Annotated in this window: 2 protein-coding genes; both read left to right on the forward strand. The window is 75.7% G+C overall.

The window, feature by feature from the left end:
- Nucleotides 1-61: 61 nt before the first annotated feature.
- A complete protein-coding gene (locus ACR807_RS08330) occupies nt 62-10,192 on the forward strand; it encodes an SDR family NAD(P)-dependent oxidoreductase (RefSeq protein WP_438920626.1) in 10,131 nt (3,376 codons plus the stop codon).
- 182 nt (nt 10,193-10,374) lie between these two features.
- On the forward strand, nt 10,375-14,844 hold the full coding sequence (locus tag ACR807_RS08335) for a type I polyketide synthase (protein ID WP_438920627.1): 4,470 nt from the start codon (nt 10,375-10,377) through the stop codon (nt 14,842-14,844).
- Nucleotides 14,845-14,871 lie beyond the last annotated feature (27 nt).

The following is a 14,871-nucleotide window of genomic DNA, read 5'->3' on the forward strand; positions in this document are numbered from 1 at the left end:
GCCCGGCCTCCCCGACAGGCCCCGACAGGCCCTACGACTGCATCACCTACGCGAGGTTGTGATGGTGGACCAAGACAAGCTCCTCGACCTGCTCAAGCGAGTGACCGGCGACCTCCACGAGACGCGCCGCCGCTTGCGCGAGGTCAAGGCCGAGAGCCACGAGCCCATCGCGATCGTCGGCATGGCCTGCCGGTTCCCCGGCGACGCCGACTCGCCCGAACAGCTGTGGGACCTCGTGGTCAACGGCCGCGACGCCATCGGCGGGTTCCCCGACGACCGGGGCTGGGACCTCGGCGGCCTGTTCGACGACGACCCCGACCACCGCGGCACCACCTACGTGCGCACCGGCGGGTTCCTGCCCGGCGCGGGCGGGTTCGACGCCGAGTTCTTCGGCATCTCGCCGCGCGAGGCGCTGGCGATGGAACCCCAGCAGCGGCTGCTGCTGGAGGTGACCTGGGAGGCGCTGGAGCGCACCGGCATCGACCCGACCTCGCTCAAGGGCAGCCAGACCGGCGTCTACGTCGGCGTCTCCGCGCAGGAGTACGGGCCGCCGCTGCACAACCCCGGCGACACCGTCGACGGCTACCTGCTCACCGGCACCACGTGCAGCGTCCACTCCGGGCGGTTGGCCTACACGCTCGGCCTGGAGGGCCCGGCGCTGTCGATCGACACGGCGTGCTCGTCGTCGCTGGTCGCGGTGCACTCGGCGGTGCAGGGGCTGCGCTCGGGCGAGTGCACGCTCGCTCTGGCGGGCGGCGTGAACCTGATGGCCTCGCCGGGCATCTTCGTCGACTTCGCCCGCCAGCGCGGGCTGGCCCCGGACGGCCGCTGCAAGTCGTTCTCCTCCGACGCGGACGGCACCGCGTGGGCCGAGGGCGTGGGCATGCTGCTGCTGGAGCGGCTGTCCGACGCGCAGCGCAACGGGCACCGCGTGCTCGCGGTGATCCGGGGTTCCGCGGTGAACTCCGACGGCGCGTCCAACGGCCTGACCGCGCCCAACGGGCCGTCGCAGCAGCGCGTCATCCGCGCCGCCCTGGCCAACGCGGAGCTGACCACGGCGGACGTGGACGCGGTGGAGGCGCACGGCACCGGCACCCGGCTCGGTGACCCGATCGAGGCCGAGGCCCTGATCGCCACCTACGGCCAGGACCGGACCGAGCCGCTGCGGCTGGGCTCGATCAAGTCCAACTTCGGGCACGCCCAGGCCGCCGCCGGTGTCGCCGGGATCATCAAGATGGTCGAGGCCATGCGGCACGGCACGCTGCCGCCGACCCTGCACGTCGACGAGCCCTCGCCCGAGGTCGACTGGTCGGCGGGCACGGTAGAATTGTTGAACAATCCTCTCCCGTGGCCCGAGCTGGACCGGCCGCGGCGGTCGGCGGTGTCGTCGTTCGGCATCAGCGGCACCAACGCGCACGTGATCCTGGAGCAGGCGCCCGAGGTCGCCGTCGAGGAGCCCGCGGCGCGCACGCCGTTGGCGGCGGTGCCGTGGTTGGTGAGCGCGGCGACCGCCGAAGCCCTGCCCGCGCAGGCCGCCCGGCTGGTGGCGTTCCTCGACCCGACCGGTTCTGCCGGCCCTGCGGGCTCTGCCGACTCGGCGGGCCTGGCTGGCTCTGCCGACTCGGCGGGCGCGGCGGGCCTGGCTGACCCGGTGGATGTCGGTTACTCGCTGGCCACCGCCCGTGCCGCGCTGCCGCACCGGGCCGTGGTGGTCGGCGCGGACCGGGGGGCGTTGCTGGAGAACCTGACCGCCTTGGCCGAGGGCCGGGGCGTGGTGGGGCGTGCGGCTGAGGGCAAGTTGGCCCTGCTGTTCACCGGTCAGGGTTCGCAGCGGGTCGGCATGGGGGAGGGCCTGTACGAGGCGTTCCCGGCCTTCGCTCGCGCTTATGACGAGGTGTGCGCCCATCTTCCGGGTGTTCGTTCCGGGGTGGACCTGGATCAGACTGGTAACGCGCAGCCGGCGATCTTCGCGTTGGAAGTGGCGTTGTTCCGGTTGGTGGAGTCGTTCGGTGTGCGCCCGGATTTCGTGGCGGGTCATTCGATCGGTGAGATCGCGGCGGCGCACGTCGCGGGTGTGTTGTCGCTGGCGGACGCCGCGACGCTGGTGGAGGCTCGTGGTCGTTTGATGCAGGCGTTGCCCGCCGGTGGTGCGATGGTGGCGGTGCAGGCGTCGGAGGAGGAGGTGCGCGAGCACCTGTCCGATGCGGTGTCGCTGGCCGCGGTCAACGGGCCGAACGCGGTGGTGCTGTCGGGTGTGGAGGGTCCGACGCTGGCGGTGGCGGCGCGGTTCGCCGAGCTGGGGCGCAAGACGAAGCGTTTGACGGTGTCGCACGCGTTCCACTCGGTGTTGATGGAGCCGATGCTGGACGAGTTCCGCCAGGTCGTGCGCGAGCTGACCTTCTCGGAGCCGTCGATCGCGGTGAACGACCGGTGGACCGACCCGGAGTACTGGGTCGAGCACGTCCGTGCCACGGTCCGGTTCGCCGACACCGTGACGGGGTTGGAGGAGTCGGGGGCGACCTGGTTCCTGGAGTTGGGTCCGGACGCTGTGCTGTCCGCGCTGGTCGAGTCCGGCACCGCGGTGCCGGCGCTGCGCAGGGACCGCGACGAGGCCACCACCCTGGTCACCGCTCTCGCGACGTTGCACGCCCACGGCGCGGCAGTGGACTGGGAGAAGTACTTCGAGGGCAGCGGGGCTTCGGTCGTCGACCTGCCCACCTACGCCTTCCAGCACGAGCACTTCTGGCTCGACCACGGGCAGGCCACCGACGTCACCTCCGTGGGCCTCACCGCGACCGACCACCCGCTGCTCGGCGCGACCGTCTCGGTCGCCGACCACGACGGCCTGCTGCTCACCGGCAGGCTGTCCCTGGCCACGCACCCGTGGCTCGCCGACCACGTCGTCCAGGGGGCCGTGCTGGTCCCCGGCACCGCGTTCGCCGAGCTGGCCGTGCGCGCCGCCGACGAGGTGGGCTGCACGGGCGTGGAGGAGCTGGTCCTCCAGGCGCCGCTGGTGCTGACCCACGGCGCGGTGCTCGACGTCCAGGTCGTCGTCGGCGCGGCCGACGAGGCCGGTCGCCGCCCGGTGTCGATCCACTCGCGCGTGCCGGACCACCCCTGGACCCCGCACGCCACCGGTGTCCTCGGCAACCCCGTCGCGCGGCCGACCGCGCTGCCGTGGCCGCCGGAGCACGCCGAGCCGCTGTCGCTCGACGACGCCTACGAGAAGCTGGCCGAGGCCGGGTTGCGCTACGGGCCGCTGTTCCAGGGCCTGCGCGCGGTGTGGCGGCGCGGTGACGAGGTCTTCGCCGAGGTGGCCCTGCCCGACACCGCCGACGCCGAGCGGTTCGGCATCCACCCCGCCCTGCTCGACGCCGCGCTCCAGGCCACCGCGATCCCGGAGACCGCCGAACGCGGTGCGGTGCCGTTCGCGTGGAGCGACGTCACCCTGCACGCCCGCGGCGCCACCGAACTGCGCGTCCACGCGTCCCCGGCGGGTGACGGCGGGATCGCGCTCGCCCTGGCCGACGCCACCGGCGAGCCGGTGCTGACGGTCGGTTCGCTGGGCGTCCGCACGCCGGGTGCGCCGGTCGCCACCGGGCACGAGCACCTGTTCCGCGTCGAGCCGGTGCGGGTGGCGCCGGGTCGGGTCGACGTGGCGCACGAGGTCTTCGAGGTGCCGGCGACCGACCCGCTCGACGCGGCCACCGCCACCGTCCACGCGCTCCAGGACGCGGTGGGGGGCGACGGCGTGCTCGTCGTCGTGACCGCCGGGTCGCTCGCGCACGCACCCGCCGAGGGCGTGGTGCGGGCCGCGCAGGCCGAGCACCCGGACCGGTTCGTCCTGGTCCGCGGTGACCGTGAGGACGTGCCGGCGGCGGTGTCGACCGGCGAGCCGGAGGTCCACGTCCGCGACGGCGCGCTGTTCGCGCCGCGCCTGGTCCGGGCCGTGGCCGGTGAGGCGTCCGCGCTCGACCTCGACGGCACCGTCGTGGTCACCGGCGGCACCGGCGGGCTCGGCGCGCTGCTGGCCCGCCACCTCGTGACCCGGCACGGCGCGCGGTCGCTGCTGCTGCTCAGCAGGCGCGGTGCGGAGGCACCCGGCGCGGCGGAGCTGGTCGCGGAGCTGACCGAGGCCGGCGCATCCGTCGTGGTGGCCGCGTGCGACGTGGCCGACCGCGAGGCCCTGGCCGCGTCCCTCGCGCTCGCCGAACGGCCGGTCGTCGGCGTGGTGCACGCCGCGGGCGTCCTGGACGACGGCGTGCTGACCGCGCTGACCCCCGAGCGGGTGGAGCGCGTGTTCCACCCGAAGGCCACCGCGGCACGGCACCTGCACGAGCTGACCGAGGGCCTGTCGTTCTTCATCACCTTCTCCTCGGTGGCCGGGCTGTTCGGCTCGGCGGGCCAGGCCAACTACGCCGCGGCCAACGCCTACCTGGACGCGCTGGCCGAGCACCGCCGTGCCGGGGGCGAACCGGCCCAGTCGCTGGTCTGGGGTCCGTGGGCCGAGGGCATGGGCGGCGCGCTGACCGCCGCCGACCGCGACCGCACCGCCCGGGACGGCTTCGGCGCGCTGAGCGCCGAGGAAGGGCTCGCGCTGTTCGACGCGGCCGTCGCGGACGGGTCGGCGGTCGTCGTCCCGGTCGGCCTGGACCTCGGCGCGGTGCGCGGGAGCGCCGCCGTGCCCGCGCTGCTGCGCGGCCTGGTGCGCGCCCCCGCCCGGCGCACCGCGCGGGCCGCCGGGACCACCGGCCTGGCGCAGCGGTTGGCCGCGCTGCCGGACGCCGAGCGCGCCCGTGCGCTGGTGGACCTGGTCCGCATGCAGGTCGCGGTCGTCCTCGGCCGCGCCGGCGCGGACACCGTCGAGCCGGACCGGGCGTTCACCGAGCTGGGCTTCGACTCGCTGACCGCCGTCGAGCTGCGCAACCGGCTCGGCGAGGTGACCGGCCTGCGGCTGCCCACCACCCTCGTCTTCGACCACCCCACGCCGCAGGCGTTGGCGCGCTTCCTCGGCGAGGAGCTGGTGGGCGAGCCGGAACCGGTGCGCGCCGCCGTGAGCGCGGTCGCCGCCGCCGACGAGCCCATCGCGATCGTGGCGATGGCGTGCCGCTACCCGGGCGGGGTGCGGTCGCCGGAGGACCTGTGGGACCTGGTCGCCACCGGTGGCGACGCGATCTCGCCGTTCCCGACGCGCCCCGGCTGGGACGTGGACGGCATCTACGACCCCGAACCGGGCCTGCCGGGCCGGACCTACACCCGCGAGGGCGGGTTCCTGCACGACGCGGGCGAGTTCGACCCCGAGTTCTTCGGGATCTCGCCGCGCGAGGCGCTGGCGATGGACCCGCAGCAGCGGCTGCTGCTGGAGACGTCGTGGGAGGCGCTGGAACGCGCCAGGCTCGACCCCGCGTCCCTGAAGGGCAGCGCCACGGGCGTGTTCGCCGGGATCATGTACTACGACTACGCCGCGAGGCTCGGCACCGTGCCGGACAGCGTGGCCGGGTTCCTCGGCACGGGCACCTCGGGCAGCGTGCTGTCCGGTCGGGTCGCCTACACGCTGGGCCTGGAGGGCCCGGCGGTGTCGGTGGACACGGCGTGCTCGTCGTCGCTGGTCGCCCTGCACCTGGCGGCGCAGGCGCTGCGCTCGGGCGAGTGCACGCTCGCCCTCGCGGGCGGCGTCACGGTGATGGCCACGCCGGAGACGTTCCTGGACTTCTCCCGGCAGCGCGGCCTGGCCGCGGACGGCCGCTGCAAGTCGTTCTCCGCCGACGCCGACGGCACCGGCTGGTCCGAGGGCGCGGGCGTGCTGGTGCTGGAGAAGCTGTCCGACGCGCGCCGCAACGGGCACCCGGTGCTCGCGGTCGTGAAGGGCTCCGCCGTCAACCAGGACGGCGCGTCCAACGGCCTCACCGCCCCCAACGGCCCGTCGCAGCAGCGCGTCATCCGGCAGGCGCTGGCCAACGCCGGCCTGTCCACGCAGGACGTGGACCTGGTCGAGGCGCACGGCACCGGCACGCGGCTGGGCGACCCGATCGAGGCGCAGGCGCTGCTGGCGACCTACGGCCGCGACCGGGAGGAGCCGCTGTACCTGGGCTCGATCAAGTCCAACATCGGCCACACCCAGGCCGCCGCGGGCGTCGCCGGCGTGATCAAGGTCGTCATGGCCATGCGCAACGGCGTGCTGCCGCGCACGCTGCACGTCACCGAGCCGTCGGCGGAGGTCGACTGGGACTCCGGGCTGGTGTCGCTGCTCGGCGAACCCCGCCCGTGGCCCGAGCTGGACCGGCCGCGCCGGGCCGGCGTGTCCTCGTTCGGCATCAGCGGCACCAACGCGCACGTCGTGCTGGAGCAGGTCGAGCAGCCCGAGGTCGCCGGGACCGGCACGCCGGTCGCGGTGCCGCTGCTGCTGTCCGCCAAGAGCGACGGCGCGCTGAGCGCCCAGGCCACCGCGCTCGCGTCCCTGCTCGACTCGGCCTCCCCGGCCGACGTCGGCTACTCGCTGGCCACCACCCGGACCGCGCACGAGCGGCGCGCCGTCGTCGTCGGCTCCACCGCCGACGAGCTGCGCGCCGGGCTGGCGGCGGTCGCCGCCGGTCGCGGCGTGACGGGCCGCGCGTCCAGCGGGAAGCTGGCGGTGCTGTTCCCCGGCCAGGGCACGCAGCGGGTCGGCATGGGGGCGCAGCTGCACGCGGCGTTCCCCGCGTTCGCCGCCGCGTTCGACGAGGTCTGCGAGCACCTGCCGGTCATCCGCGACATCGACACCCCCGAGACGATGAACCGGATGGGCTACGCCCAGCCCGCGATCTTCGCGCTGGAGGTGGCGCTGTTCCGGCTGGTCGAGTCGTTCGGCGTCCGCCCGGACTTCCTCACCGGCCACTCCGTCAGCGAGATCGCCGCCGCGCACGTCGCGGGCGTGCTGTCGCTGGCGGACGCGGCCACGCTGGTCGAGGCGCGCGGTCGCCTGATGGAGGGGCTGCCGCCCGGCGGCGTGATGGTCGCCGTCCAGGCGAGCGAGGACGAGGTGCGCGGGCACCTGTCCGACGAGGTGTCCCTGGCCGTGGTCAACAGCACGTCCTCGGTGGTGCTCTCGGGCGTCGAGGGGCCGACGACGGCGGTGGCCGACCACTTCCGGTCGCTGGGCCGCAAGGTCAAGCTGCTGCCCATCTCGCACGCGTCCCACTCGGTGCTGGTCGAGCCGATGCTCGACGAGTTCCGCCGGATCGCCCGGACCCTCACCTACCGCGAACCGGCCATCCCGATCGTGTCCACGGTGACCGGCCTGGTCGCCGACGGCATGACCGACCCCGAGTACTGGGTCCGCAACGTCCGCGAGCCGGTGCGGTTCGCCGCCGCGGCCGAGGTGCTGGCCGACCTCGGGGTGACCCGCTTCCTGGAGGTGGGCCCGGACGCGATGCTGTCCACGGTGGTGGAGTCCGGCCCGGCGGTGCCCGCGATGCGCAAGGACCGCGACGAGGTCGTCACGCTGGTCACCGCCCTGGGCACCCTGCACGTGCACGGCGTCGAGGTGGACTGGCCCGCGTTCTTCCGGGGCGCGCGCGCGATCGACCTGCCGACCTACCCGTTCCAGCGCAAGCACTTCTGGCTGGAGGCGACCGGCGGGGCCGACGTCGCCGCCGCCGGCCTCACCTCGCCGGACCACCCGCTGCTGGCCGCCGGGCTGTCGCTGGCGGAGGGCGACGGCACCGTGCTGACCGGCAGGCTGTCCCTGGCCACCCACCCGTGGCTGGCCGAGCACGCGGTGCTGGACACCGTGCTGCTGCCCGGCGCGGCCCTCGCCGAACTGGCCGTCCGCGCCGGTGACGAGGTCGGCTGCGCCCGCCTGGCCGAGCTGACCCTGCGCGCCCCGCTGGTGGTGCCCCCGTCGGGCGCGGTGGAGGTGCAGGTGGCCGTGTCCGGCGACCGCACCGTGTCGGTGCACTCGCGGCTGCCCGGCGACGAGTGGCAGCTCAACGCGTCCGGCTCGCTCGCCGAGGACGCCGGCGCGCCCGCCCGGTTCGACTGGCCGGCCGACGCGGAGGAGGTCGACGTCAGCGCGTTCTACGACGACCTGGCCGGCAAGGGCTTCGCCTACGGGCCGCTGTTCCAGGGCCTGCGCCGCGCCTGGCGACGCGGTGACGAGCTGTTCGCGGAGATCTCGGTGCCGGAGGAGGCGCACGACGCCGCCGCCCGGTTCGGCATCCACCCGGCGCTGTTCGACGCCGCCCTGCACGGCATGTTCCTCGGCGCGGGGGAGGAGTCGGGCGCGCTGCCGTTCGGCTGGACCGACGTCACCCTGCACGCCCGGGGCGCCACCGCGGCCCGTGCCCGGCTCACGTTCACCGGGCCCGGCGAGGTCGCCGTGGAGATCACCGACCCCGCCGGCGCGCCCGTGCTGTCGGTCGGCTCGATGGTGGTGCGGCCGGTGACGGCCGACCAGCTCAGCGGTGGCGCGGAACGCTCGCTCTACCGGGTCGAGCACGTCCCCGTCGAGGTGCCCGCGGTCGCCCGCACCACGTGGCTGGCCTGGGAGGACGTCGCCGACGCCGTGCCGCCGGTCGTGGTGCTGCCGCCGGTGGCGGGCGAGCTGCGGCCGGTGCTCGACACCGTGCTCGACGTGCTGCGCCGGTTCCTCACCGAGGAGCGCTTCGCCGGTTCGCGGCTGCTCGTGGTGGTCGGCGACGGGCTCGTGGACGCCGCGGTGGGCGGCCTGGTCCGCTCCGCGCAGAGCGAGAACCCCGGCCGGATCGCCCTGCTCGACGGGGCACCGCACGACGGCTGGGTGTCCGGTGTGGACAGCGCGCTGGCGGTGGGCGAGCAGTGGGTGAGCCTGCGCGGCGGCGCGGTGGAGGTGCCGAGGCTGGTGCGCGCCGAGCCGGGGGACAAGCCCCGCTGGGAGCCGTCCGGCACGGTGCTGATCACCGGCGGCACCACCGGGTTGGGCGCGCTGATGGCCGAGCGCCTGGTCCGCGAGCACGGCGTCCGCAAGCTGGTGCTGACCAGCCGCCGGGGTCCGGACGCGCCGGGCGCGGCCGAACTGGTGGCCTCCCTGGCGGAGCTGGGCGCGGAGGCCGTGGCCGCCGCCTGCGACGTGTCCGACCGGGACGCGGTGGCCGCCCTGCTGGCCGGCGTGCCCGACCTGACGGGCGTGGTGCACGCGGCGGCGGTGCTCGACGACGGCGTCGTCACGGCGCTCACCCCCGAGCGGCTCGACCGGGTGCTCGCGCCCAAGGTCGACGGCGCGCGCCACCTGCACGAGCTGACGCGGCACCTGCCGCTGACCGAGTTCGTGCTCGTCTCCTCGGTGTCCGGCGTGGTCGGCGGACCCGGCCAGGGCAACTACGCGGCGGGCAACGCCTACGTGGACGCGCTGGCCCGCGCCCGGCACGCCGAGGGGCTGCCCGCCCGCTCGCTCGCCTACGGCCTGTGGGACCCGGAGCACGGCCTGGGCGGCAGCCAGGACCCGGCCTCGGTGGAGCGGATGCGCCGCGACGGCTTCGGGATGCTGGAGGTCGACGAGGGCCTCGCCCTGTTCGACCTGGCGGGCGGACCGGTGTCGGTGCCGGTGAAGCTGAACCTGGCCGGGCTGCGCGAGAAGGCCGCGGCGGGCCTGCTGCCCGACCTGCTGAGCGGTCTGGTGCGGGTCGCCGCCCGGCGGACCGCGGGTCCCGCCCAGGACGCCCCGGTGAGCGGGTTCGCGGCGCTGGCCGCGCTGTCCCCGGCCGAGCGCGCCGAGGCGGTGGTGGACCTGGTCCGCGAGCACACCGCCGAGGTGCTCGGCTTCGGCGAGGCCGAGGACATCGAACCGGACCGCGCGTTCACCGAGCTGGGCTTCGACTCGCTGACGTCGGTGGAGCTGCGCAACCGCCTGGCCGCCGCGGCCGGGCTCCAGCTGGGCGCGACCGTCGTGTTCGACCACCCGACGCCGGCCGCGCTCGCGGCGCACCTGCGGGGCCTGGTCTTCCCCGCCGACGACCGGCCCGCGCCGGACGAGGACCGGCTGCGCCGCGCGCTGGCGACCGCCACGGTGGACCGGTTCCGCGAGCTGGGCATCCTGGACGCCCTGCTGGCGCTGGCCGCCGAGCTGCCCGACGACGCGGTCACCGCGCCCGTCGGGGACGCGGTCGACGAGGACGACATCGACGCGCTGGACGTGAGCGACCTCGTCTCGCGCGCCCTGTCCACCGCCCGCGACTAGGGACCGGTGAGCCGAAGGGGACCCCCGCCGCGCACCCGGCGGGGGTCCCCTTCCGTGTTGTCGGACCAGTGGGTGCGCGGTTACCGGTGGGTGGTGAAGGGCCTGCGGCGACCGGCCCCGATCCGGTCAGGATGAAGTCACGTCCGAGCCCCGAGGCTCCTTCCCCCGGTCCGGAGAAACCCATGTCGTCATCGCAAGAACTGGTTGCCGCGCTGCGCGAGTCGGTCAAGGAGAACAGCAGGCTTCTCGCCCGCAACCGGGAACTGGTCGAGGCGGCCCGCGAGCCCGTCGCGATCATCGGCATGGGCTGCCGCTTCCCCGGTGGCGTCGACTCGCCCGAGGGGCTCTGGCAGCTCGTCGCGTCCGGCGCGGACGTGGTGTCCGGCTTCCCGACCGACCGCGGCTGGAACCTCGACGAGCTGTTCCACCCCGACCCCGACCACGAGGGCACCTCCTACGCCCGCGAGGGCGGTTTCCTCCACGACGCGGGCGAGTTCGACCCGGAGTTCTTCGGGATCTCGCCGCGCGAGGCGCTCGCGATGGACCCGCAGCAGCGGCTGATGCTCCAGGTGAGCTGGGAGGCCGTGGAACGCGCTGGCATCGACCCGTCCGGGCTCAAGGGCAGCGCGACCGGCGTGTTCGCCGGCGTGATGTACCACGACTACGGCAGCAGCGCCTCGGAGCCGCCCGAGGGCGTCGAGGGCTTCCTCGGCATCGGCAGCGCGGGCAGCGTGCTGTCCGGCCGGGTCGCCTACGCCCTGGGGCTGGAGGGTCCCGCCGTCTCGATCGACACGGCGTGCTCGTCCTCGCTGGTCGCCGTCCACCTCGCCGCGCAGGCCCTGCGCTCCGGCGACTGCTCGCTGGCGCTGGCCGGCGGCGTCACCGTGATGGCCATCCCGCACACCTTCGTCGAGTTCTCCCGCCAGCGCGGCCTGTCCCCGGACGGCCGCTGCAAGTCGTTCTCCGCCGACGCCGACGGCACCGGCTGGTCCGAGGGCGCGGGCGTGCTGCTGCTGGAGAAGCTCTCCGACGCCCGCCGCAACGGCCACCGCGTGCTGGCCGTCGTGCAGGGTTCGGCGGTCAACCAGGACGGCGCGTCCAACGGCCTCACCGCCCCCAACGGCCCGTCGCAGCAGCGCGTCATCCGCGCGGCGCTGGCCAACGCCGGACTGTCCACGACGGACGTCGACGTGGTCGAGGCGCACGGCACCGGCACCACCCTCGGCGACCCCATCGAGGCCGACGCCCTGCTCGCCACCTACGGCCAGGGCCGGACCGAGCCGCTGTGGCTGGGCTCGGTCAAGTCCAACCTCGGGCACACCCAGGCCGCCGCCGGCGTCGCCGGGATCATCAAGGTGGTCGAGGCGGTCCGCCGCGCCGAGCTGCCCCGCACGCTGCACGTCACCGAGCCCTCCCCGCACGTCGCCTGGTCCTCCGGCGCGGTCTCGCTGCTCACCGACCACCGGCCGTGGCCGGCCGTCGACCGCCCGCGCACCGGCGCCGTGTCCTCGTTCGGCATCAGCGGCACCAACGCCCACGTCGTGATCCGGCAGGCCCCCGAGGAACCGCCGCGCGAACCCGGCACGCCGCCCGTCAGCGTGCCGTGGGTGCTGTCCGGCCGCAGCGAGCAGGCGGTGCGCAGGCAGGCCGCGCGCCTCGCCCGGGTCGTGCCCGACCTGGACCCGGTGGACGTCGCCCACACCCTCGCCACCGGCCGCGCCGCGCTGCCGCACCGCGCCGTCGTGTTCGGCCCGGACGACCTGGCCGCGCTGGCGGCCGGCGAGCCCGCGCCGGGCGTGGTCACCGGCGAGCGGACCGCCGGCAAGCTCGCGTTCCTGTGCACCGGGCAGGGCTCCCAGCGGCTCGGCATGGGCCACGAGCTGTCCGCCCACCCCGTGTTCGCCGAGAAGTTCGCCGAGGTCGCCGACCACCTGGACCGGCACACCGGGTTCGCGCTGCTGGACGTGCTGCACGGCAAGGTGGCCGAGGCGGTCCACCAGACCTCGGTGACGCAGCCCGCGCTGTTCGCGTTCGAGGTCGCCCTGGCCGAACTGGTCCGCTCCTGGGGCGTGGTGCCCGACTTCCTGCTGGGCCACTCCATCGGCGAGCTGACCGCCGCGCACCTGGCCGGCGTGTGGTCGCTGGAGGACGCGGCGAGGCTCGTGGCCGCCCGCGGCAAGCTGATGCAGGCGCTGCCGCCCGGCGGCGCGATGATCGCGGTCGAGGCCACCGAGGACGAGGTCGTGCTCGGGCCCGGCGTCGGCGTCGCGGCGGTCAACGGCCCGAGGGCGGTCGTGCTGTCCGGCGACGAGGCCGCCGTCACCGCCGCCGCGGCCCCGTTCGCCCGGACGAAGCGGCTCCCGGTCAGCCACGCCTTCCACTCGCACCTCGTCGACGGGATGCTGGACGCGTTCCGCGAGGTCGCCCGGGGCGTCCGCTACTCCGCGCCGCGCATCCCGCTGGTCTCCAACGTCACCGGCGCGCTCGCCACCGCCGAGCAGGTCACCGACCCCGAGTACTGGGTGCGGCACGTCCGCGAGGCGGTCCGGTTCGCCGACGGCGTGGCGACCCTGCACGCCAAGGGCGTCCGCAAGTTCGTCGAGATCGGCCCGGACGGCGCGCTGTCCGCGCTGGGGGCCGCGTGCGCGCCGGGCGCGGTGTTCGTGCCCGTGCAGCGCAAGGACCGCGACGAGGTCACCGCCGCCGCCCTCGCCCAGGCCGCGCTGTTCGCGCACGGCGTCGAGATCGACTGGCGACGCGTCTTCGAGGGCTCCGGCGCGACGGCGGTCGACCTGCCGACCTACCCGTTCGAACGGGAGCGGTTCTGGCTGGCCGCCCGGTCCCGCAACCGCTCGGACGACTGGCGCTACCACGTCCGCTGGGCGTCCGCGCACACCACCGCCGCCCCGCTGGGCGAGTGGAGCGTCGTGGGCCGGCCCGGCGACGCCTGGGCCGAGGCCGCCGCACGGGCCCTGGGCACCCGGGTCGTCACCGAGGCCCGCGCGGGCGACGTGCTCGCCTTCCCCGAGGACGGCGCCGCCGCGGCGGCCCTGCTGCGGGAGGGCACGAGGCTCTGGTGCGCCACCACGGGCGCGGTCGCGGTCGGCCCGCAGGAACGGGTCGCCTCGCCCGCCAGGGCGGAGGTGTGGGGCGTCGGCCGGGTGGCCGCCATCGAGCAGCCCCGCGCCTGGGGCGGCTGCGTGGACCTGCCCGACACCCCCGACGACCGGTCGGTCGCCCGACTGCTGGAGGTGCTCGCGGGCACCGAGGACGAGGTGGCGATCCGTCCCTCCGGCGTGCACGCCCGCCGGTTCGTCGAGGCGGGGACGGGCACCCGGTCGGCCGGCGGGTGGGAGACCGGCGGCACGACCGCCGGGTGGACCACCACCGGCACGGCGCTGATCACCGGCGGCACCGGCGCGCTCGGCGCCGTGGTGGCCCGGCGGCTGGTCGAGGCCGGCTCCCGGCACCTGGTGCTGCTGTCCCGGCGCGGCCCGGACGCGCCCGGCGCGGCCGAGCTGGCGGACGAGCTGACCGCGCTCGGCGCGCGGGTCGACGTCCGCGCCTGCGACGCCACCGACCGCGACGCGCTGGCCGCCGTCGTGGCCGGGCTGGACGACCTGCGGGTCGTCGTGCACACCGCCGGGGTCCTGGACGACGCGCTGATCGCCGACCTGACCCCCGAGCGGTTCGCCGCCGTCACCCGGCCCAAGGTCGCCACCGCGCACCACCTGCACGAGCTGACCGCCGACCGCGAACTGGACGCCTTCGTGCTGTTCTCCTCGCTCGCCGGCGTCCTCGGCAACGGCGGGCAGGCCGCCTACGCCGCCGCCAACGCCCACCTCGACGCCCTGGCCGAGCAGCGCCGCGCCGACGGCCTGCCCGCCACCGCCGTCGCCTGGGGCCCGTGGGCCGGCGGCGGCATGGCCGAGGCCGTCGACGGCGGCCTGCGCCGCGCCGGTCTGCGGCCGATGGACCCGCGCGCCGCGGCCGACGCGCTGATCCGCGCGCTGGCCGCCGACGACACCGCGGTGACCGTGGCCGACATCGACTGGCCCGTCTTCCTCGACGGCCACCGCCGCTCGCCGCTGCTGGACGAGATCCCGCGCCCGCAGGCGGCGACGCCCGCCGAACCGCCCCGCGACGACGTCCGCGACCGGCTGGCCGGCCTGATCGAACCCGAGCAGCGCCGCCTGCTGCTCGACCTGGTCCGCCAGGTCGTCGCCGCCGTGCTGGGCCACCAGGGCACCGCCGCGATCACCCCGGACCGCGCGTTCACCGAACTGGGCTTCGACTCGCTGACCGCGGTCGAGCTGCGCAACCGCCTGGACGCGCTGACCGGCCTGACCGTGCCGCCCACGCTCGTGTTCGACCACCCGACCCCGCAGGCCCTCGCGGACCACCTGTGGGCGGAGCTGGTCGGGGACGCCGGCGCGGACACCGGCGCGGGCACCACCGGGGACGCGCTGCTGCGCGACCTCGACGCCATCGAGGCGGTGCTCGGCGGGCTCGACCCCGCCGACGAGGCCCTCGCCACCGCCACCGCGCGCCTGCGCGCGCTCGCCGCCAAGTTCGGCACCACGCCGGACGGCCTCGGCACCTCGTCCGACGACGAGCTCTTCGCCTTCATCGACCAGCAGCTCGGCGCCTGAGCCGGTGCACACGACCACGACGATTGA

Source organism: Saccharothrix sabaoui (genome assembly GCF_051756985.1).
Classification (GTDB): Bacteria; Actinomycetota; Actinomycetes; order Mycobacteriales; family Pseudonocardiaceae; genus Actinosynnema.

Excerpts from the sequence above, each read along its gene's own strand:
- ACR807_RS08330 (WP_438920626.1), top strand. The coding sequence starts at position 62 with ATGGTGGACCAAGACAAGCTCCTCGACCTGCTCAAGCGAGTGACCGGC.
- ACR807_RS08335 (WP_438920627.1), top strand. The coding sequence starts at position 10,375 with ATGTCGTCATCGCAAGAACTGGTTGCCGCGCTGCGCGAGTCGGTCAAG.